Raw genomic sequence first — 21,543 nt, 5'->3', positions numbered from 1 at the left:
TCATAGGTTACGGACAATAGTTCATCGATTTTTTTCAAAAGCCCTTCTTGCGAAAACAAATCCCTCCTCAGTCCCATGTCCAGTTCGGTGATCAGCCCCACGGCCCGACCATTTGCCTCAAGTATAGCTCTAAATATGTGGTATCTGATCTTTAAGGAACGAAGCCTCTCCTCTGCGTCCTTCTTTCTGGCCTCGCGCCATCTATCAATCTGATTTTGGAACCAGCGAAACATCATACCTCATAGCATATGCAACATCGTTTGTTCCAGGAACTTGTCAAAAAAGCGATCAATGGATTCATCTGTAGCCATACGTACATCAAGCTGCCTTGTGAATGCGACAAGCTCACCAAGACGGGTCAATATGTACTCCATCTGGTCCGCTTCAAGCACCTTAGCCTTGCCCACTACAAGATCGCCGCGGCGCTCGACCCTGAAAAACAAGGCCTGAAGAACAGACTCTATGAGGACCGCCCTCCTCCTGCGCCTCTCCGCCTCTGCAAAACCGCCCACAAACCGAAAGTATATATAATTATTCTCAAGGTCCGGTGAGATATAGGAATCTATAACATTAAAGTGATAGCCGAGCCTGAGGCTTAGATTGCAATAACTATCCGCTATGATCGCAAGATTCTGGCCGCTGTATTCAGGCAGGTTGGCAAGGGCTGAGATCGGTCTGGAAAAGCTTGAAAGGATATCTTTTATGCCCAACGGCACAGGCGTCCTATCCCATGCCCCTTCAGCAAGCAGTCCATCAAGTATGGCCCTGAACGGTCTGCTCCGTATCATCGAGAGTTCTATGCCCTTGTCACCGGCCTTGGGCTCAATCCCGCCACCCAGATCTATGACATTGATCGTGATAGGTATGGATACCAAAAGCGGAAGGGCTGGCGACTTTGCAATGAACGACGTGGAAGATTGAAGATGGATCAAGGAATCCACCGCCTTTTCATGAGCAAAACGAAGGATGTCATGATAGGTCTTGCAATTTTCAGGCGTAAAATCAGGCGAGAGGGGATCGACCAGGTTCAGGGGGGCGATCCATCTAAGAAGCCTCCTGAGCGTACACGCCTCTCCAGACTCCAGAAAGACCTCCTCTGTTGCAGCCCGCACGTCTACAATGCCTTGGACCATACCGGCATATATGCGCCTGTCTTCAACATCCACAGTGACATCCATGCCTTCTTTCAAGACAATGGTCGCGTCTCCAGTGCCTAAGAGCGCCGGGGTCCTGTACTCTCTGGCTATGGTTGCAAGATGCCCAGTAGGGCTGCCCACATCTGTGACGATTGCCGAGGCCTTGCGTATGATCGGGCTGAGCCTAGGGCTGGCGCTTTTACATACGGCTATGGCTCCTACAGGGAAACTTGCAGGGTCATCATCCGGACTTACATGCACCACCCGACCAGCGGCTATCCCGATCTGGGCCACCTGTCCCTTGCCCTCCATAAGCACAGGCAACCTCCTGAGCCTCGCCATGACATCGGCTGGCTGTACCGATGACACCGCCTTCAAATGTAACGGCCTGCTCTGGAGTATCACTAACGAATTCGAATCGTCCACGGCCCATTCAATATCCTGAGGTGCTCCAAAGGCCTTTTCAAGTGTCAGCGCAGCCTCTGCAATCATCTTTAGAAGCCCACCTGAAGCCACTGAAGAACCGCGCCTTAAACCGGAAGGCATGACTGAAAGCGGCAAATATCCGTCAGGGTGCACATCGAAAACAGGGCCACCCATGATCCTGCTTTCCAACGGTTGAAACGGATGGGTTCGTGAGATCAGGTGCCAATCAGGGTCAACCTCACCACTTACAAGTCGCTCACCAAGTCCATTGACCGCTGATACGGGCATGGCATCAATAAAAGGCCGAGACGGATCCCTGGTGTATACGATCCCGGAAATCCGAGCCGCCACCATCACCTGTATGCCGACGGCCACAGGGGCCTTTTCTTCATCAAGGGCCTCATCGCCCAGATATTCTAATACTTGCGGCGAAAAACGAGCAGCCATGACATCTTTGCAGGCGTTAAAAACATCGTCGGGATGAACGTTCAAGACGGTCTTGAACTGGCCGGCGAAGGTCCTCTCCCTGTCTTCTCCTATGGCGCTGCTCCTTACAGCAAGAAGCGCCTTGCGATCAAGACCCGCATAGAGTCTTTCAAGCCCCTCTTCAACAGCTAATTTAATGGCTTTTGGCACAACGGCCTTTTTAAAAAGCCCCCTGATCACTTCCCAGGCCCTTTCCGAACGCCTCTCATCTTCTATAACCCTCTCAATCCGTCGAAAGAGGTCGTTTTCGTCCATAAACAACCTGTATGCAGCGATTGTAAGGGCAAAACCCTTAGGCGTTTTCAGCCCCAAATGATTGCTAATTTCACCTAAATTGGCGTTTTTGGACCCGACTATCTGGTCGAGATCTCTGTCCAGGCAGGTGTAAGGCATTACGATCTGATCGCGATAAGGACCTGAGCCGCCCGCCATAATGTCTTCCAGGTTGTTTCTTATTGACTCGAAACTGTCATAAAGATCTATGTAGATATGGTTTGAAATGGAATTCAGGTTATGAATGATCTCTCTTATGATTTCACTCAATTCGGCTATAGACGCCGAGAGGAAGGCCTGATCGAAGAGATAGCCGCCGCCGAGCGTCTCTTCCATCCACCCTATTTTTTCCAGGGCCTTGTTGTTTAATTCAAGGATACGCCTAAAACGCCAAAAAGCACTTGATAAAAACAGATCTTGGGGGTTTTTTTGCGTCAAATCATCATGCTGCCTTGTTTCTGATGTCATAAAACTCAGGCCTTGTGATCAGGCTTGTCAAGCAGATTGAGTTCACGCAGCCTCCGCCAAAGCGTCGTCCTCGAAATACCGAGTATCTTCGCCGTCTCGCTCTGATTATAGCCCGTCCTCTGATATATACTTAAAATATGATCCTGCTCAAGGTGCTTCAATGTGTACCCTTCAGCCCTCAATACACCCGGATCTTTGGCTACACAGAAAATATCAGGGGGTAGGTCGTTCGGCCCAAGTATCTTCCCACGGCTCAGGGCCACTGCCCTCTCCACTATATTCTCAAGCTCTCTGACGTTTCCTGGGAATGGATAGACCTCAAGAGGGGCCAAAAATTCTGACGAGACGCTGGTTATGGTCTTGTTAAACTTACGCCCGGCCTTGTCCACAAAATGATTCACCAAAGGCCTGATATCCTCCGGACGTTCCCTTAAGGGAGGTATCTCAATCATAACCACCTTCAGCCTGTAAAATAGATCCTGTCTGAATGCGCCCGCATCTATCATCTTTACAATATCTCTGTTGGTTGCGGAGATGAAACGGACATCGAGGTCTATGAGCCGCACCCCGCCCACCCTGAGAAATGCCCTTTCTTGCAGCACCCTCAAAAATTTGACCTGCATGGAGAGCGGCATCTCCCCAACCTCATCCAAAAATACTGTACCGCCGTTAGCTGTTTCAAGAAGACCCAATTTTGTCGTGGCGGCACCGGTAAACGCCCCTTTTTCATGGCCAAAGAGTTCGTTGGCCACCAAGTCTTCCGTGAACGCACCACAATTGAAAGAGACAAATGGAAAACCCGCCCTAAGGCTGTTTGCGTGAATGGCCCTTGCCACCAGCTCCTTACCCGTGCCGCTCTCTCCCTGGATAAACACGTTGCAATCCACGGCGGCCACCTGCGCGATGGTCCTGAATATCTGACGCATCGCAGGCGAAACCCCGATTATGCCGCCGTAACTGCCGCATTTCTTGAGCTCTTTGTCGATCTGGCTCCTCCTGATGTTCTCGCGGACATGCTCCAAGGCATCTTTTACGACAGCTCGTAGGTTCTCAAGATGCAATGGCTTGGCAAGGTAATGAAATGCCCCTTTCTTTGTCGCCTCAACTGCATGATCAATGGAGGCATAGCCAGTAATGATTATGATGGCCGCCTCGGGGCAGATCGCCTTGATCTGTCTCATAAGCTCTACCCCATCGGCATCCTTTAGCCTGACATCAACAATAACGACCTTTGGAAGCGCCTTTGGCATCGAGGCCATAGCATCTTTGGCCGATACAAAACCCTCAACCAGATATCCGTCTTTCCTGAGGGCCTGGATCAGGCGCTGCACAGTTATAGGCTCATCGTCTATAATAAAGATATCCATACATCTGTTATTATATTCATCCATAGCGACACGTTTCACGACCAGAGCGGGAGTTCGACTTCGAAGACAGACCCATGCCCAGGTTCACTCTTTACCACTATCTCTCCCTTGTGTTCTTTTATGATGCCATAACTTACAGACAAACCCAAGCCGGTTCCGTCGGCCTTCGTGGTAAAAAACGGCTCGAACATGTGCTCTTTCACATCTTGTGGTATACCAGGGCCCGTATCCGATATCTCTACTACTGCCTTACCTTTTTTATCAAGCGAAGAGACTTTGACACCCAAGACGCCGCCGTTCTTCATGGCCTGGAGGGCATTTAATATTATATTTACAAAAACCTGCTGCAATTGACCGGGATTCCCCATTATCGGCACAGACGTCTCGGGCATATCGATCTTGGTCTCGATCCCGCTCAACTTCACCTGATTCTTAAGCAAAGCAAGCGTATTGTTGAGAAGACCGACTAGATCGACCTTGATCCATGCCATAGGCCTCCTTGATCTTGAAAAATCCAAGAGATTCCTGACGATCTCGCGAGCGCGGTCCACCTGTACGATTATATCACGGATCATACCGCGCCTCTCGTCACAATCCATGTTGGCAAGATCTTCCATCAACACCTCGGCGGTAAGCGAGATATTGTTCAACGGGTTGTTTATTTCATGCGCAATACCGGCTGTCACCTTGCCGAGCGCGGCAAGCTTCTCGGCCTGGATAAGCTGCTGATGTTTATCTGAAAGCGCCTTTATCATACCATTCAGGACATTAATGAGCTCGGTACATTCAATGCATGTACCAGTCGATTCGGCGGGTATGGTTGCAATCTCCCCCTTCATCACCTTGGCCACGGAGCTCCTTATATGCAGAAGCGGTGCCATGATCCAATTGGTAAGAAATATACCGAGCCCAATGCAGACTGGAAAGGCGGTGACCAATAGCGCCAATGCCACGGCCTTATAGTGCAGGGCGTCTCTTTCTACGCGCTTTTTGGCCAGACCGTCTATACCCATGACACACTTCATTAAGGCGTGGCCGTGCTGCCTGAGTCTATTCTTCAAATTGTCGACATCATGCTGTGCAAGGTTGGGACTAATAAACTGCCGCATCAGATTTGAATAGGCCTCAATCTCAACCTGGCATGCGCTGCCTGCAAACCGGCCAGACGGATATGGGATGAGGCCGAAAGATTCCATGGACGCAAGGGCTGACCTTACCTCATCAAGTTCATCAAGGGCCAACATGAGATTTGCCGTATTTTCATAGAGCAAAAAATTTTTTTCGTGCGAACGAACCTCAAATATCTTCTGATTCAACTCATAAAATGACTCTATGATGCGCATCTTGTCTTCCACCCTGTAAAGGGCATAAATCGCAGCGGCGGCAGCAAAGCCACTCAGGACAAAGATGACGAAAAAACTTAAGATCAGCTTACCCTTGATGGTCTTTGGAGGCCTTAAGAAAGACAATGGTATGTTACCTCTAAAAATCAGGACCGTTCTTCTTTGGACAGCCTGGCGTCCTCCATGGCCCTTATTATAACCCTCTTGAGCTCATCCAGGCGGAAAGGTTTTGCAATAAAATCGAAGACTCCTCGTCTAAACGCCTCTGAAGCGGTATCCAATTGTGCGTATCCGGTAATGATAACGACCTTGGTGTCAGGATTTTTTTTCTTTACCCTTTCCAGGACCGCCATTCCATCTAGGCCTTCCATCTTGAGGTCTGTCACAACTATATCGAATGGATGCCTATCCATCGTTTCCATTGCGGCAACAGGATTGGTATATGTCTCTACATCAAACCCCATCTTTGTAAACACCTGCTGAAGGCGCCTGCCCACTATGGGCTCGTCATCGATCACGAGTAGCCTGAGGCGCTTGTTGTCATCGTCTGTCCGCACCATCAACTCAACCTCTTATCTCCTATTGACGATCTCATAGTCTCCCATCAAAAACGCCTCGGCATATCTGTCCACCTGCTCGTCGCTGTCCATCTGAACATCCAACTGTCTGGTAAAACCGACAAGCCTTCCCAAGATATTAAGCGTCCTGACGATCTCCACCTTTGGCATATTGCCGGAACGGGCGATCACAATATCTCCCTTACTCTTGACATTAAAACCAAAGGCCTCAAGTATGATTGCGATCAGGCGGGCACGTCTGGAACGCTTGGTTATATCGGTGGCACCGCCAAGAAAACGGAAATATATATGATTATCACGCGCCCTATCGCTGCAATAGACGTCGATTATGTTGAAATGATAGCCAAATCTCAGGCTTAGATTTAGATAGTCGTTCGTTATAATGGCTATATTATGCCCGGAATACTGACCGCAAAGCGCATCGGTAGGTACGTTTACGATACTTGTGACGAGGTCGCCGAATCCTATGTTCGCCGCCCTGGTATGCCATACGCCGGGAAACATAAGACCTTCAAGTATAGTCTTAAATGGTATAGACGTAATAGCTGAAAACGGAACCTTATCGCCGGTCACATCTGCACTTACGCCGCCCCCCATATCTATAACAAGGATACCCACCGGGATTGGGAAATCCAGCGGCCGCGCCCAATAATCCTTCAAGAGACGCCGCTCATCCCTGCCCATCTCGACCAGCTCGCCTACCGCCTTTTCATGTACAAAGCGCAATATATCATGATATGTCTCACAGGCCTCAGGCACAAAATTATCCATCAATGGATCCACTAGATTGAGGGATGAGACCGTGTTCAACAGGCGCTTAAGGATGCGAAATTCTTTCGCCGCCGCGATATTCAGGTTGGTTGAGGTTTTAAAAGCCAAAAGTTCAGGGACGCGGCCCTTGTATATACGCCTATCTTCGGCGTCTACAGTAACCTCCATCCCATTTTGTACCAGAGAAAGTATCCCATTCACATTGACAAGGCAAGGTATCTGGAGCTCGCGGCATAGCGTTGACATATGACTCACAGGGGTCCCAACCTCGGTCACTATGGCAGCTGTCTTGTGCATCACCCTGATAAACTGTGAAGAATCACGCCTGCTCACCAATACAGCACCCTCGGGAAACCTGTCGAGGTCTGAAACGGTCTCTACAATATAGACTGGACCAGCTCCTATGCCTTGCTGGGCTACGGCGCCCGTATCCGCCACGATCAGTTCATATTTCTGAAGCGCCTTTGCAAGCGATCCCTGTTGGGCCATCGTATCAGCCACAACAAGCGGTCTTGACTGGAGTATGCAGATATCCCCTTTTCCATCAATGGCCCACTCTATATCCTGCGGCCGTCTATAGTAATTTTCAAGCTGCATGGCCTGGATAGAAAGCTTCTCAAGCTGTTCGACGGTAAGGCTCGGGGCGTCTTTCAATGCATCGGGAACAGGCCTTGCCTCAAGGCCACCGCCCTGCTTGAGGTAAAGACCTGTTTCTTTGACAGCTATCTTCTGCCTGACGAGCAAGGGATTGGCGCCCTTTTTAACGTAAAAGGTATCCGCCGACGCCCTGCCTTCCACCACCGCCTCCCCCTGGCCCCACACGGAAACGATCATCATGGTATCCCCGCCAGGTTCAGAGGGATCAACCGTATATACTATGCCGCTTATCTTGGAATCCACCATGCGGTAACAACCTGCGGCTATAGACATGTGTCCTTCACCCGGGAAGACGCGAAGCCTATAACGAATAGCCCTCCTTCCAAAGAGGCTGGCCGCGACTGAACGATATGCGTCAAATACCGCCAACGGATCTGCAGGCACGTTCAAGACCGTGTGGAATTGCCCGGCAAAGGAAAAATCCATGTCTTCTTCCTGTGCACTGCTCCTGACGGCCAACATAAGATCCTGACCCAGCCTAACCTTCATCTCATCCAGCCTCTCCCCAATAAGAGATATAAGATCAGGGGGTGGCTTGGCAGCTGCTATGCTGGTTTCCAGCTTAATCCTCAAGGGCTCAATGGCGTCTACATCTACATCGGGGTCATCCATCATGGCCTCGATGGCGTCTACATCCCGCCGGAGGCCGTTATGATCGACAAGGTCATGATATGCCCTTGTGGTGATCACAAAACCATCCGGGACCTTTAATCCAAGATTCTGAGCTATCTGGGCAAGATGGGAATTCTTCCCCCCTACTATCACAGCATGGGGTCTAGTTATGTCTTTTAAATCAAGGATGATTGGGCCAGTTCTATCTTCTCTGCCGGCCATAACGGTGTGGAGGCGACTGGTTAACCGGTCATAGACAGCATACAATTCCTGATAGCGGCCGCTGGACAGGGAATTTAACGCATGCACAGACTGAAGGACCGCTTCTTCCAAGGTCTTCATGCTGTCATTGATATACTGCTTGTCGAAGATATAATCTCCGCTTAACTTTTCGCCGAGGTCTGCAATGATCTCAAGGGCCTTATTGTTGCAATTAAGGACTTCTCTGAAGCGCTCAAACACAACAGAGGCAGGAAGAAACGGGGTTTTGGCCCCGCCACCTGCCATTCTATCTTCAATGAACTTCTTGATACCTTTAAAAACATCCAACAAAGGCACAGACCCCTTATACTAGTGGCCTCCACCGCCCTTAAATATTAATCCCACGACAAGGCCGGCGGCCATGGCTATAACGATCGCTATAAGACCATATATGGCGGCATTTTGAAATGCAAGATCTGATAATAAATTCACCATACCCGTCTTTTTTACTATCAGTTCCTGGGTAGCTTTGGCGTATGCAACGCCGTCCTTGACCGCCAGCGCCTCTATAGTGTATTTATCGGGAGGCGCTTGATACGGCCAGTTCACTTTTAGGATATATCCGCCGCTGCCGTCTCTTACAATAGACCCTTCATTGATCCCATATAATCTATCTTTTTCCTTGAATTTTATAAACTCCTTAAACCAACGATCTTTGTCAACCGGCCCTTTGGAGCTCGTGATCTCTACCTGTGACTTGAGGGCGTCGTATCCGAGCCGCCTCTTCATCCGTTCATCAGGGCTTGTGATCTTTTCAAGCCTCCCAGTGGTATAGACCAGATACACATTTGACACGGGCTTGAATTCCATATCCCCGACCTTCATCCAGAAAAGCCCAGCGGCCTTGCCATAATACTTCAATCCACTTTCAACTGGCGGCGATGATATCTTTATGACGATCTCATCCTTCGGATCGCTCTTGCCAGTGATTATAAGCATAGCCCCATGATAGAATAAGTTGATAGATACGACGTCCGGGATGACTTCACAGGTAATAGGACCCTGAATCGCATGGCCTGGCTTGGGATTTATCTGGGCCGACGCATCCATATCGGTCTGTGCACCCGCCAAGGCGAAACCACTAAACAAACATATTAGGACCAGACAAAATATCTTGATGCAAAGATACCCTCTCATATTAGTGCCCTCCTTTGTAAGCCAACAATAAAGACGGTTCCATGAGGAGTTCAAAAACTATCTTTACGGTTACCGCCAACACTATGATGGCAAGCAGTATCTTGAGTTGATCACCATGAAGCTTTCTTCCAAGCTTTGTGCCGATCTGCGCCCCGAAAGTGGAACCAAGGAGAAGCAGGATGGCAAGCACGAAATCGACCGTATGGTTTGTATATGCCTGAAGGAATGTCACCTCCACACATGTAAACATAATCTGGAAGAGGCTCGTTCCTACCACCACATGCATTGGCATACGCAGGAGATATATCATTACTGGCACCATCAAAAAACCGCCGCCCACGCCCATGATAGCCGCAAGCATACCGACGAACGCCCCGAGCCCGACGGGCACCAACGCCGAATGGGTAACACCGGATTTTTCAAAGTATATCTGCATAGGGAGGGTACCCATGAAACCCTTGGCTGGTTTGCCTGACCCCTGCTTCTCCGGTTGGGAATGGGGATGATGCGTCTTCTTGCCAGCCGCCTTACCCTTCATCAGGGCATTTAGGCTCTCAAAAAACATAAACGTCCCGACAAGACCCAACATCACGACATATGTCATCTTTATGAGAAAATCGGCCCCCCCGGTAGCCCTGAGCACCTTGATCAATTGAACGCCAAGCGCGCCACCAGTAAAACCGCCGACAAGGAGCAGAAAGCCCATCTTGAAATCCACATTCCCAAGGCGCCAGTGCGCCAGAGTCCCTGTAGCGGATGCAGCCACGATTTGATTGGCATCCGTAGCCGCTGCAACCGTCGGCGGTATACCGGCCATCATAAGAAGGGGCGTCATCAAAAAACCGCCGCCCACGCCAAAAAGGCCTGACAAAAGCCCCACCGAAAGCCCCAAACCCACAGGCACTAAGATGTTTACACTCGTTAGTGCGATCGGCAAGTAAAGATACATTTTACAAACCCTCCTTTAATTAAACTTCTGTTTATATGATCCCATAATCTCAAGCATGTTCTTATAGACCTCGTCTTCCCAGGGTCTGGCGATCAATGTCCAAAATGACCCAAAGTACCATCTACCCCCCTGGTATAACCGTCTCCTGAGTCTGCCGAGCCATTTCTCTTTTTCCAGTGAGGTCTCACTATCGACAGCCCCCACAACAAGGCATGAGACGCGTGTATGAATCAAAAAATCGATCAATGAATCCTCATTGCCGGCATCAATCGCATAAGAAAAGATATTGATGCCCCTGTAATCACCAAGACGGATCACCATCTTTAACGACTCGTTCGGATCCGCGGAAAACCTTCTTGGTGCCGGGACGGACTCTAATCCGCCTATCTCCAAAAAAGATTCGTCAATATGTAACGCCGCCGCATGTATATCCGACGAAACCCTCTTTGCAAGCTCAATGGCGCAAAGGCTGGAGTAGAGATCCGCACTGCCGCCATCCAGAAGAAGGGCTATTCCTTTGCCCATTTTTTTAACCGCCCTCTCTTTTCTTTACAATATTATACCGCCGGATAAGTCTATTATAGAAATAAAGCAATTAAAGTGCCACTAGCGCTAACTAGTTGTTTTTATTGATTTAAAAAATTCTTACCTGATAAATAAATTCACAAAATTGTTTTAAAATGAAAAAATAACTATCGAATTGACTATAATCATTATATTTTTTATTTGTACAATTCATTTCATTTTTAAACAATAGCTATTCAAACGTTTAAAAAAAATAAAAAGGCAATCTTTGATTGCAAGAGAAACAAAGACCGTTTTTAAATTGACCTTGCCAATTTTGAACTAAATTGATAAATTTGTTATTTTGTTAACTTATGGAAAGTACCAAATGGCGCGATATAGAATCAGCCAAAAAACTGCTCGGTCTTCCGGATGAGGTGACAAAAAAGGAGATCCGAGATGCATACCGGGCGAGATCAAAGGAGATACACCCTGACAAAAACCAGGATTGCGTCTCGGACGAAATGGCAAGGCTCAACAAGGCATACAAACTCCTCATGGAATATGCCGATAATTATAAGATAAGGCTATGCCCCACGGAAGAAGGTATGAGTGATGAAGAGTGGTGGATGCACCACTTCGGGCATGACCCGATCTGGACCAGGAATGATGAGGAAAAATAAAAAATGGCGTTAATAATTCAAAAATATGGCGGGACATCGGTTGCTGACTGCAAAAAGATCGAAAAAGTGGCTGAGCGGGTAATATTCTGCAAACGTCAGGGCAACGATGTAGTTGCTGTATTATCCGCCATGGCTGGCGAGACAAACAGACTGATAGCCCTTGCCAAGAAGATAGACCCAAGACCTGACCAAAGGGAACTTGATGTACTGATGGCGACAGGGGAGCAGGTTACGATCGCCCTTTTTGCCATCGCGGTCAAAAAGAGAGGTTTTGAATCCAAGTCGTTTTTAGGCTCCCAGGTCCCGATCGTAACAACCCCTTCATTCAACAAGGCCAGGATAGAAAAAATACCCGCGGAAAACCTTCTGGCCGCGCTCAGAGCGGGCATAATCCCTGTCGTGGCAGGCTTCCAGGGCGTAACCAGGCATGGTGACATAACCACGCTAGGACGCGGCGGCTCAGATACAACTGCAGTGGCCATTGCGGCGGCCTTACATGCCGATCTGTGTGAGATATATACAGATGTCGAGGGCGTCTACACAACCGATCCTAATATATGTCCAAGAGCCAGAAAGATCGAGAGGATTTCTTACGAAGAAATGATGGAGATGGCGAGCCTTGGGGCAAAGGTCTTGGAGATAAGGTCAGTTGAGTTTGCAATGAGATATGGAATACCCATCCATGTGAGATCAACCTTTACAGACACACCCGGCACGCTCGTGGTCAAGGAGGATGAAAATATGGAAGATATCTTGGTATCAGGGGTTACATACAGCAGAAATGAGGCCCGCATCACATTGAGCAAGGTGCCAGACAAGCCAGGCATCGCATCCAAGATATTTACCCCTATATCAGATGCAAACATCGTGGTTGACATGATCATCCAAAACACCAGGTCGGGCGACCTTACCGATATAACATTCACTGTTTCAAGAAACGACTACGATCAGGCCATGGAGATCGTTAAGAAGGTGGCATCCGACATCGGTGCGGAAAAGGTCACAGGGGACGACAACATGGCAAAGGTATCCATAGTCGGCGTAGGCATGCGGAACCATGCCGGCGTCGCGACAAAGATGTTCGACATACTGGCAAGGCATGGGATCAATATCCTCATGATAAGCACATCCGAGATAAAGGTCTCCTGTGTGATAGAAGAAAAATACACCGAACTTGCTGTCCGCGCCCTGCATGAAGGCTTCGGCCTTGACCAATCCCAGCCGGCGTCGTGACCTTCAGGATAACGCAATGCCCGTCAGAATTGAAATATATGACACCACACTGAGGGATGGGACCCAGGCCGAGGACTTCAACCTTTCAGTCGAGGATAAGATCAGGATAGCCATAAGGCTTGATGAATTAGGCATGGATTATATCGAAGGCGGTTGGCCAGGCTCAAACCCGAAGGATGGCCAATTCTTTCAGGAGATACGGAATTACTCGTTAAAACACAGTAAGATCGTGGCATTCGGGAGCACCCACCAGGCAAGGTTCCAGGCCCATGAAGACCCAAATCTTAAGGCATTGATAGAGGCACGCACGCCGGCGGTCACCATCTTTGGCAAGACCTGGGACGTACATGTTAGAGATGCGTTAAGGATTTCGCTTGAAAGGAACCTGGAGCTCATAGAAGACTCCGTTTCGTGGTTGACATCTAAGGTGGAAACGGTCTTTTATGACGCCGAACACTTCTTCGACGGCTACAAGGCGAACCAAGCCTACGCCATCCAGACCCTTAAAAGGGCTGTAAAGGGCGGGGCAAAATGCCTTGTGCTCTGCGATACGAATGGCGGGACACTCCCTCACGAGCTCACACAGATCATAGACCAGGTAAAATCGCAGATGGGCAGTGATATAAAACTCGGCATCCACTGCCACAACGATTCAGATGTAGCGGTTGCAAACTCCCTCATGGCAGCAATGTCAGGTGTCGTCCAAATACAGGGTACCATGAACGGTTTCGGCGAGCGCTGCGGCAATGCAAACCTCTGCTCCATAATCCCGGCGCTGACGCTCAAGATGGGCTTTAAATGCACCGCTGGTGAAAACCTTTCGCAGCTTACAGGCGCATCCCGTTTTGTAAGCGAGATAGCAAACCTCCCGCATAACAAATATCAGCCATACGTCGGGACCAGCGCATTCGCACACAAGGGTGGGGTCCATGTAAGCGCAGTACAGAGAAACCCTGAGACCTATGAACATGTAAGGCCTGAACTTATAGGGAATGTCCAGCGCATACTCGTCTCAGATCTGGCCGGTAAAAGCAACATACTCGCCAAGGCAAGGCAATTCGGCCTAGACCTAGACAGTCGCGATCCTGCAGTGATGGCCATCGTCTCGCAACTAAAAGAGCTTGAGGCCCAGGGGTTTCAATTTGAGGGCGCAGAGGCCTCTTTCGAGATACTTATGCGCAAGGCCACTGGCGCCATGCGCAGGTATTTTGAGCTCATAGGCTTTAGAGTCATCGACCAAAAACTGAAGGAAGATGGTCCGCCTCAATCTGAGGCCACAATCATGGTGCGCGTAGGGGGCCAGGTGGAGCACACTGCGGCCACTGGCAACGGCCCTGTAAATGCCCTGGATAACGCCCTCAGAAAGGCCATCGAGAAATTTTTCCCACAAATCAAAGAAATGAGGCTTGAAGACTATAAAGTAAGGGTCCTTCCTGGACGGCCTGGCACGGAGGCAAAGGTGAGGGTCTTGATAGAATCAAGGGATCAAAAAGAGAAATGGGGTACCGTAGGTGTCTCCCACGACATTATAGAGGCAAGTTGGCAGGCACTGGTAGATGGCATATGCTACAAGCTTATCAAATCAGAGGGGAAGCGAAGGACGGGATAACGTAATGAAGATACGTCATGTCGTATTCCTCGCATCGGCGATAGGGATCATCCTCCTTATAAAACAGTCGACTCCGCCTTATTTACCAGATGAACCATATCTGGAACGAACGTTTGAGCCCAAGACGGGCTATGCCCACCTTTTTTTCGGCCCCCTGGACATAAACTCTGCTTCTCTTGAGGAGCTCACCGTTCTGCCGGGTATAGGGGAAAAGAGGGCAGAGGGGATTCTCACACTCCGGGCATCTGTCGGATTCTTCTTCTCAAGAGACGAGATCTGCCTGCCGGGTGGACCGATAAGCCCAAGGCTTGCAATGTCAATAACCCCCTATATCAAGGCGGGTGATTAAAAAATATCAATTGACAAAAACCATGACGGAAACCGGGACAAAACATTCAAATATGGCAAGGATAATAGCAATGGCTGGAAAGGGTGGGACAGGTAAAACCACCATCACGGCTCTCTTGATAAGGCATATGGTCAAAAAAGGCCTCACCCCAATACTTGCCGTTGATGCGGATGCCAATGCAAATCTCAATGAATTGCTCGGTCTGAAGCTATACAAAAGTCTTGGAGAGATAAGGGACAGCATGAAGACAGATACCCCTGCCGGCATGACAAAGAGCAATTTTATGGAGATGGAGATAAACAAGGCCATCATAGAGGCCGATGGTTTTGATCTTATAGTTATGGGGCAACCTGAGGGGCCAGGCTGTTATTGCATGGCCAACTCCATACTTGCTCAAGTGATGGAAAGACTCGCTCGCGGTTATCGATATCTCATTGTTGACAATGAGGCTGGCATGGAACACCTGAGTCGTCTGAATCTCAGGCAGATATATACCCTTTTTGTTATATCCGATCCATCTTCAAGGGGGGTCCTAACGGCGAAGAGGATCGCAGACCTCACCAGGAGTCTAGGTGTCGAGGTAGGACGGAAAGTGCTTATAGTGAATCGGACGCCGATATCAATGCCTGCGGAACTGGAAGCCCAAATAAGAAAGGCGGTCGAAGAAACAGACCTCATACTCGGGGGCTATGTGCCATTCAGTCAGGACCTTTTCGAATACGAGACCAAACAGATGCCGCTTCTTGGACTCCGGGATGATGCAGAGGCGATAAGGGAAACAGACAGGATATTTGAAAAATTCATAGATTGAACATAAAGACGATGCAATGTCTATCAAAAAATTTGAAAGGCTCGTCAACAGAAAATTAATAACGCCTGAGGCGCTGAATGAGATCATAGAGGAGTCGAGGCGCTCCGGTGGATATCCTGAAGAATTGCTGATTGAAAGGGGTCTGCCTAAACACGAGATCCTCTTTTCCCTGGCTGAACACTATGGCTATCCATTTATTGAATATGATGAAAAGGTTGCTGCATCTTATTTCATCACACTCCATCTCGACATGGAAAGGCACAAAAAGGCACTTTGGTTTCCGATCGCCTTAAATGGAGACACGGCAAAGGTAGTTATATATGATCCGGACAGGCCGTCTATAACTGAAGAGATAAAAAAGACGCTGAAGGTCGAAAAAATAGAACCCATGATCGCCCTGCCCTCTGATATCATACGGATCATTGAAAATAGCTTTGATGTAAACCCAGGTTTTCCGCAAACAGCGGGCAGGACCCCTTTAGCAAAGGTCAGGACGTTTCTTGCCGACAGGCGCTCATTTCTCTCCTGTTACAGGACTTCACTGGCAAGAGGCAGAACAGGGCTCGCCTTTCTCAGGACCGGTATCTCATTCATTGTCATAAGCCTGACGCTTCTAAGGATATTCGGCATTAGACCTCTCTTGATAATCGAGGCCCCGCTTTTAATAACCGGTTGCGCAATGATCATAGACGGCCTCAAGTGGCATCTGCCCGCCCACAATATCGGCAGGAAGATGCTCTACTGCTCAGCCACTGAACCCACATGGGGGACAACACTGCTTGAGGTATCAAATCCAGGGGATAATCCGATATTCACCCGTACCGCACCAATCAAAGGTGCCGACAGGCTCAGGGCTGCGTGGAGAAATCTCTCGCCAGTGATGAGACGCAGATTCCTCGCCAGCGACAGGACGGACATGGCAGAGGAACGTACGGTCCTTGCCTGCTACAGAACAATCATGGCACGGGCTCGTACAGGGCTTGCCTTTGCACGCACAGGGATCGCATTCACAGGACTCGGCATCGCCCTTTTCAGACAGTTTCATGTCGGCCCTTGGACGGCCTTTGATCTCGCCTTAATCTTTACGGGTGTCATAATGGCCATAGAAGGCTTCTACTGGTATCTTCCTGGCCGGCAGGCCGGCGTAGAGGGTTTTGAATCGGTTAAAAAGGCGGGCGGCAAAACGACAATCTGGGATTTTGTCTTCCCATTACCCGTATTCAAACATACTGATACCGAATATGCGCCCATCCCGCCTGTCAAACCATCCTACTCACCTGGTATATGGGCCACCACAGGACTCGCCCTCGAAAGGACGCTCCTTGCAGACAGAAGGGGTGTGATGGCAAGGCTGCGCACCATCATGGCCCGCTCGAGAACCGGCTTGGCTTTCATAAGGACCGGCATGAGCGTGGCGTCCGTCGGACTAGGGCTTATGGTGTATTTCGGAATCAACAGTATTGCCTGGAGCATGCTGAACCTTGCGTTGATAATCATCGGTCTGATCTCCATTGCGGACGGGCTTTATTGGTACTTACCGGCAGAAAAGATAAAAAAGATGTTTCCGTACTGTTTTGGGGGGATGGAGATCACCATCCCTGATTATGGAACACCGGCGCGATTTTGGAAAAAAATAGTCTTCAGCCAATGAAAAATCCCGCTCTTACAAGAGATACAGAAAAATTTTTGTCACTTGTGGACAGTAACATGCTGACCGCAGAGGAATTGCACGCCGCAGAGTTTGCCGCCCAGGCCCGCGGCATAGACATGGAAGTCATACTTATACGTGAATATGGTCTGCCTCGCCATGTACTTCTAAAGGCCCTCTCAAACTATTACAATTGTCCTTTCATAGAATACGATGAGAGGACCCCCATACCGCCCGAACTTCTATCAGGACTGAATGAAGAAAGGCCTTCCATAACCAAGTGGTTTCCGGTCATAAAAGATGGTGACACGGTCATCATAGCGACCAATAATCCAAAAGACCCTGAGGTGTTGGACGAGGTCACCAGGTTTATCAAGGCCAAAAAATATGAATTCTGGGTGGCACTCAAGGAAGACATCGGCTGGTTCATCCAGGACTTTCTGCATGCACCGCCCGGCCAACTCATAGGGACCGAAAGGACAGGGCTTGCATATTGGCGGAACACCATGGCACATTGGAGGACAAGGCTTGCATGCTACCGGACGGACATGGCCAAGGCAAGGACCGACCTGGCATTCTTGAGATGGGGATTGGGGCTTGTAGCTATATCAAACGCGCTCATGCGCACACATAAATCAAGGTCAATATATTATTTTTATTTCTCACTGATGGCCGTCGGTCTACTGCTCGGCGCCTTCGGACTTACCGGTTATCTGAAAATAAGAAAGACGAGAATGAAGCCACCCGAACACCAGACACTCGTGGAGGTAACCGCAGCGACCCTGCATTTTCTTGAGAACTATCATTTTATCGAAGGTATCAGTACGAAGCCATCTATAAAGAAGAGCATGCTAGCGCGCCTCGGCGACTTTCTTGCTGGCCATTCCACTATTATCTATCCCTCTCCTGCGAGCAGGGAAAGGACCCACCTGGCACGCGAGAGGAACGTCCTTGCCAGCCAGAGGACCATCGCCGGTTGCTATCGCACCATATATGCCCGCGCGCGTACAGGGTTGGCATTTATAAGGACAGGCGTTTCTTTCACGAGCCTAGGGTTGGGTCTTATCAAGTATTTCGGCTTCAGCCTGTTGAGTATCTACGATGCCATGCTTGTTGTCGCTGGAATATTGATGGTGACAGATGGCCTGTTATGGTATCTTCCTGTTAGGAAAGAACAGTCCGAGATCCCAAGATGCGTAGTGCCCGATTACTAAAATAATTATGAAAGTAGAACATCGAATTGTACTGTCCAATATCTTCAATCTCAGCTTGATTGTCGTGGTAGTTTTTTTTGCCTTTCAAAACCTGAATCTTGTCCTGACGAAATTAAGATTTGTTGAGATAGCTGACGACTTGAATGCATCTTTTTTAGAGATGAGGCTGGCAGAAAAAAATTATTTCTTATATAAAGATAAACTTGCTATTGATGATATAATACTTAAGATAGATGAAACAAATTCTTCTATAAACAGCGTAAAAAAAGACATAATTAAAGCTATCAATGAAGATAATTTCACTAAGCTTGAAGCATATTTAAAAGATTATAGCGAAATTATTTCACAAATACAAAAAAATAATACTGAGAATGCAAAATTAGAAACTAAACTAAGAGAATCAGGTAGAAGGTTAAGGGAATTTTCAAGTACAATAACACATCTTGAAAGAATTCACGTAAATGAACTCATTTTAAATTCAAAAAGAATATTGTTACATTCATTCTGGATTATTCTACTTTCAAGTATAATAATAAGTCATTTAATTTCAAGAAAAATATTACAATCATTAAAACTAATAGAAAAAATGACACTATCAATATCAGAAGGGAATTTCAAGACACTAAAGGATATAAAATCAAATGACGAGTGTGGATCTGTAATCAAAGCACTTAATTTTATGGCAAATGAGCTTAGAAATCGTGAAGAACAACTTATACAATCAAAAAAATTAGCATCAATAGGCGTAATGACAGCTGGAGTTGCACATGAATTAACGAATCCACTGAATAATATTTCAATGATTGCTCAAACATATCTAGAACTCTATGATAATTTAAGTAGAAATGATAGAATAGAATTTATGAATAAAGTAGAAAGTGAAACTGATAGAATGAAGGAAATTGTAAAAAATTTCCTTGATTTTTCTAAGCCTAAAGAACCACATCTTAAACAAACTGACATCAATTTAGTTATACAAAAGGCTTACAAGCTTATGCAAAATATGCTATATATATCAAATATAGATACACAGCTTGAACTTGATGAATCTTTACCTAAAATCTTTATTGATGAAAATCAAATACAACAAGTCCTTGTAAATCTTATTACAAATGCAGCTCAGGCAATGACAAAAAATGGAAAACTCCATATTAAATCAAGTTTAGACAAAAATAAAAATTATATAGAAATATATATAACAGATACAGGAAAAGGTATACCGCCCGAGTTACTTCCACATATATTTGACCCATTCTTCACCACAAAAGGGGAAGGCGGTACAGGTCTTGGATTATCTGTAAGTTATGGAATAATAAAAAATCACAAAGGCGATATATCAGTTGAAAGTAAAGTAGGAAAAGGCACAACATTTACTATAAGATTACCAATTTATAATGGAGAAGAGGATAAGACAAATGGATAAACCAAGGATAATGGTTATCGATGATGAAAAGATAGTTTGTGACATGTCAAAACTATCGCTTGAACAGGCAGGATATGAGGTCGAAACTTTTCTAAGTGCAGAACCGGCACTCGAGAGGCTGAAAGAAAAAAAATTCGATGTAGTTGTCACTGATTACAAAATGAAAGGCATGAATGGGATGGACGTTTTGAAAACCGTGAAAAATCTCTATCCCGAGACAAAAGTCATAATGATAACCGCCTTCGCGAATCTCGAAACGGCCATAGAGGCACTGAGGGCTGATGTACATGACTTTTTCCCAAAACCGGTAAAGATAAAAGAGTTAAAGGCCTCTATAGAACGGGCGCTGAGCGGTAAATAAAAACCTGGACAGAGAGGAGGGCAGGGAATTTTTACTCCATCATGATACTGTTTCTCAATTCAAGTTTTTCTATCTTTTTCTTTAGTCTCGCCTTGTCCTTCTCATCCTTAGCTGATAAAAGTGCCTTTTCGAGCATCGAAATTGCCTTTTTATAGTTATGTCCAGCGGCGTATGCGTCGCCAAGGTGTTCGATTATAATGGGGTCGTCAGGGACAAGGGCATTGGCCTTCTCAAGATACTCTATGGCCTTTTTATAAACACCTTTTTTATAATACACCCAGCCTAAACTGTCGATTATATAGCCATCGTCAGGCTCTTTTGTGAGCGCCTTCTTGATGAGATCTTCTGCCTCGTCAAGCTTTATACCCTCTTCTGCATATGTATAGCCGAGATAATTGAGGGCAGAGACATTATCCGGCTCCAATTCTATAACCTTTTTGGCAAGCTTGACGGCCTCGTCCCTCTTGCCAAGCTTGTCTTTCAACATAACCAGCGCGAAGATTATATTTGTATTATCTACATTAGTCTTAATCTTAAGCGCATTTTCAAGCAGAGACTCTGCATCAGCAGACCTGCCGGCATCTTCATAAAGCGACGAGAGCGCCATGACCCAAGGGACGGTGCCAGGTCGTTCTTTAAGAAGGCGCTCCAGAAGCCCGAGGGCCTGATCAATCTTGCCCTCTTTCTTCAAGAGAAAGGCGAGATGAGACTTCGCCTCTACAAAATTATCTTCGCCCTGTTTTATCTTATCTAAAATGCTTATGGCTGCATCCACATCACCCTTCTGCTCGTCAGCCAGAGCCATATAAAAAAGCACCTGACCGCTTTCAGGATAATCTCTTTCAAGCCCTTTAAGAACGGAAAGCGCATCGTCGTATCTTTCAAGCTGAATCAGCAGGACAGCGATCCTGAGCTTTATCCGCGGGTCGTTCTTGACCAAGGCATCGAGCTGCTTCAACCCATCAAGGGCCTCTTCATATCTCTTCTCCCTGACCAAGAGGTCGATGAGCCTCTCTCTCGCATTTGCATCACCTGGTTCCTGCTCAAGAAACGCCTTGTAACACTCTATGGCATCGGAAAAAGAACCCATCTGCTCGTAGGCATAGGCCAATTCAAGATAAAAGGCGGCAAACTGCTTGTTCAGATTAAGACCCTTCTTTAAGTATTCAATGGCCTTGGAATAATCCTTCTCGTCTCTGTAAAGTGCACCGAGGTAATAATATGCAAGAAACGACCTAGTCCCG

19 protein-coding genes are annotated in these 21,543 nt (G+C 47.5%); 9 read left to right on the top strand and 10 right to left on the bottom strand.

Annotated features, from left to right (window positions below; genetic code table 11):
* The 9 genes from ACP5SG_RS06160 to ACP5SG_RS06120 all read right to left on the bottom strand — a co-directional run.
* Positions 1-233, bottom strand: a 233-nt coding sequence (locus tag ACP5SG_RS06160; protein WP_428122917.1) for a hypothetical protein, incomplete at its 3' end; no start/stop codon positions are given.
* Positions 234-239: 6 nt separating this feature from the next.
* Entirely contained in the window at positions 240-2,657 is a 2,418-nt protein-coding gene (locus ACP5SG_RS06155) for a PEP/pyruvate-binding domain-containing protein (protein WP_428122915.1), read from the bottom strand.
* A 137-nt stretch (positions 2,658-2,794) separates the two neighbouring features.
* Positions 2,795-4,156 (bottom strand): sigma-54-dependent transcriptional regulator, encoded by a 1,362-nt coding sequence (locus ACP5SG_RS06150; RefSeq protein ID WP_428122912.1) that lies wholly within the window; start codon positions 4,154-4,156, stop codon positions 2,795-2,797.
* Between the two features lie 35 nt (positions 4,157-4,191).
* Positions 4,192-5,625 (bottom strand): sensor histidine kinase, encoded by a 1,434-nt coding sequence (locus ACP5SG_RS06145; protein WP_424661558.1) that lies wholly within the window; start codon positions 5,623-5,625, stop codon positions 4,192-4,194.
* Positions 5,626-5,645: 20 nt separating this feature from the next.
* Entirely contained in the window at positions 5,646-6,059 is a 414-nt protein-coding gene (locus ACP5SG_RS06140) for a response regulator (RefSeq protein WP_237888494.1), read from the bottom strand.
* A gap of 12 nt (positions 6,060-6,071) precedes the next feature.
* Complete coding sequence (locus ACP5SG_RS06135; protein ID WP_428122906.1) at positions 6,072-8,666, bottom strand: PEP/pyruvate-binding domain-containing protein; 2,595 nt, start codon at positions 8,664-8,666, stop codon at positions 6,072-6,074.
* Between the two features lie 21 nt (positions 8,667-8,687).
* Positions 8,688-9,515: a TIGR02186 family protein gene (locus tag ACP5SG_RS06130; protein WP_424661560.1), complete on the bottom strand. Its 828-nt coding sequence runs from the start codon at positions 9,513-9,515 to the stop codon at positions 8,688-8,690.
* A gap of 1 nt (position 9,516) precedes the next feature.
* A complete protein-coding gene (locus ACP5SG_RS06125; RefSeq protein WP_428122902.1) occupies positions 9,517-10,464 on the bottom strand; it encodes a sulfite exporter TauE/SafE family protein in 948 nt (315 codons plus the stop codon).
* 15 nt (positions 10,465-10,479) lie between these two features.
* A complete protein-coding gene (locus ACP5SG_RS06120) occupies positions 10,480-10,989 on the bottom strand; it encodes a hypothetical protein (RefSeq protein WP_424661562.1) in 510 nt (169 codons plus the stop codon).
* A 353-nt stretch (positions 10,990-11,342) separates the two neighbouring features.
* Here ACP5SG_RS06120 and ACP5SG_RS06115 point away from each other — a divergent pair, with 353 nt between their 5' ends.
* From ACP5SG_RS06115 to ACP5SG_RS06075, 9 genes are read left to right on the top strand one after another with little or no spacing between them, the layout of a single operon-like run.
* Entirely contained in the window at positions 11,343-11,651 is a 309-nt protein-coding gene (locus ACP5SG_RS06115) for a J domain-containing protein (RefSeq protein ID WP_237888499.1), read from the top strand.
* Positions 11,652-11,654: 3 nt separating this feature from the next.
* A complete protein-coding gene (locus ACP5SG_RS06110) occupies positions 11,655-12,884 on the top strand; it encodes an aspartate kinase (protein ID WP_237888500.1) in 1,230 nt (409 codons plus the stop codon).
* Positions 12,885-12,900: 16 nt separating this feature from the next.
* Positions 12,901-14,493: a citramalate synthase gene (gene cimA / locus ACP5SG_RS06105; protein ID WP_424661563.1), complete on the top strand. Its 1,593-nt coding sequence runs from the start codon at positions 12,901-12,903 to the stop codon at positions 14,491-14,493.
* Between the two features lie 4 nt (positions 14,494-14,497).
* On the top strand, positions 14,498-14,842 hold the full coding sequence (locus ACP5SG_RS06100; RefSeq protein WP_424661564.1) for a ComEA family DNA-binding protein: 345 nt from the start codon (positions 14,498-14,500) through the stop codon (positions 14,840-14,842).
* A 22-nt stretch (positions 14,843-14,864) separates the two neighbouring features.
* Complete coding sequence (locus ACP5SG_RS06095; protein ID WP_428122895.1) at positions 14,865-15,653, top strand: AAA family ATPase; 789 nt, start codon at positions 14,865-14,867, stop codon at positions 15,651-15,653.
* Between the two features lie 16 nt (positions 15,654-15,669).
* Positions 15,670-17,304: a DUF202 domain-containing protein gene (locus tag ACP5SG_RS06090; protein ID WP_237888504.1), complete on the top strand. Its 1,635-nt coding sequence runs from the start codon at positions 15,670-15,672 to the stop codon at positions 17,302-17,304.
* The gene (locus ACP5SG_RS06085; protein WP_428122892.1) at positions 17,301-18,515 is read left to right on the top strand and encodes a type II secretion protein; all 1,215 of its coding nucleotides are present in this window, start codon (positions 17,301-17,303) and stop codon (positions 18,513-18,515) included. Before ACP5SG_RS06090 ends, ACP5SG_RS06085 begins: the two co-directional genes overlap by 4 nt.
* A gap of 7 nt (positions 18,516-18,522) precedes the next feature.
* Positions 18,523-19,938 (top strand): ATP-binding protein, encoded by a 1,416-nt coding sequence (locus ACP5SG_RS06080; RefSeq protein ID WP_428122890.1) that lies wholly within the window; start codon positions 18,523-18,525, stop codon positions 19,936-19,938.
* Positions 19,931-20,299: a response regulator gene (locus tag ACP5SG_RS06075; RefSeq protein WP_428122888.1), complete on the top strand. Its 369-nt coding sequence runs from the start codon at positions 19,931-19,933 to the stop codon at positions 20,297-20,299. Before ACP5SG_RS06080 ends, ACP5SG_RS06075 begins: the two co-directional genes overlap by 8 nt.
* Before the next feature lie 31 nt (positions 20,300-20,330).
* Here ACP5SG_RS06075 and ACP5SG_RS06070 read toward each other — a convergent pair.
* Positions 20,331-21,543, bottom strand: a 1,213-nt coding sequence (locus tag ACP5SG_RS06070; protein WP_428122886.1) for a tetratricopeptide repeat protein, incomplete at its 5' end; no start/stop codon positions are given.

This window comes from Dissulfurimicrobium sp., assembly GCF_049968175.1.
GTDB classification, from domain to species: Bacteria; Desulfobacterota; Dissulfuribacteria; order Dissulfuribacterales; family Sh68; genus Dissulfurimicrobium; species Dissulfurimicrobium hydrothermale.
The sequence above is the reverse complement of the archived record's forward strand: the minus strand, read 5'-3'. Positions and strand labels throughout refer to the sequence as shown.

Coding starts and splice junctions, on each gene's coding strand:
- ACP5SG_RS06155 (WP_428122915.1), bottom strand. CDS start 2,657: ATGGAAGAGACGCTCGGCGGCGGCTATCTCTTCGATCAGGCCTTCCTC.
- ACP5SG_RS06150 (WP_428122912.1), bottom strand. CDS start 4,156: ATGGATATCTTTATTATAGACGATGAGCCTATAACTGTGCAGCGCCTG.
- ACP5SG_RS06140 (WP_237888494.1), bottom strand. CDS start 6,059: ATGGTGCGGACAGACGATGACAACAAGCGCCTCAGGCTACTCGTGATC.
- ACP5SG_RS06130 (WP_424661560.1), bottom strand. CDS start 9,515: ATGAGAGGGTATCTTTGCATCAAGATATTTTGTCTGGTCCTAATATGT.
- ACP5SG_RS06125 (WP_428122902.1), bottom strand. CDS start 10,464: ATGTATCTTTACTTGCCGATCGCACTAACGAGTGTAAACATCTTAGTG.
- ACP5SG_RS06120 (WP_424661562.1), bottom strand. CDS start 10,989: ATGGGCAAAGGAATAGCCCTTCTTCTGGATGGCGGCAGTGCGGATCTC.
- ACP5SG_RS06115 (WP_237888499.1), top strand. CDS start 11,343: ATGGAAAGTACCAAATGGCGCGATATAGAATCAGCCAAAAAACTGCTC.
- ACP5SG_RS06110 (WP_237888500.1), top strand. CDS start 11,655: ATGGCGTTAATAATTCAAAAATATGGCGGGACATCGGTTGCTGACTGC.
- cimA (WP_424661563.1), top strand. CDS start 12,901: ATGCCCGTCAGAATTGAAATATATGACACCACACTGAGGGATGGGACC.
- ACP5SG_RS06100 (WP_424661564.1), top strand. CDS start 14,498: ATGAAGATACGTCATGTCGTATTCCTCGCATCGGCGATAGGGATCATC.
- ACP5SG_RS06095 (WP_428122895.1), top strand. CDS start 14,865: ATGACGGAAACCGGGACAAAACATTCAAATATGGCAAGGATAATAGCA.
- ACP5SG_RS06090 (WP_237888504.1), top strand. CDS start 15,670: ATGTCTATCAAAAAATTTGAAAGGCTCGTCAACAGAAAATTAATAACG.
- ACP5SG_RS06085 (WP_428122892.1), top strand. CDS start 17,301: ATGAAAAATCCCGCTCTTACAAGAGATACAGAAAAATTTTTGTCACTT.
- ACP5SG_RS06080 (WP_428122890.1), top strand. CDS start 18,523: ATGAAAGTAGAACATCGAATTGTACTGTCCAATATCTTCAATCTCAGC.
- ACP5SG_RS06075 (WP_428122888.1), top strand. CDS start 19,931: ATGGATAAACCAAGGATAATGGTTATCGATGATGAAAAGATAGTTTGT.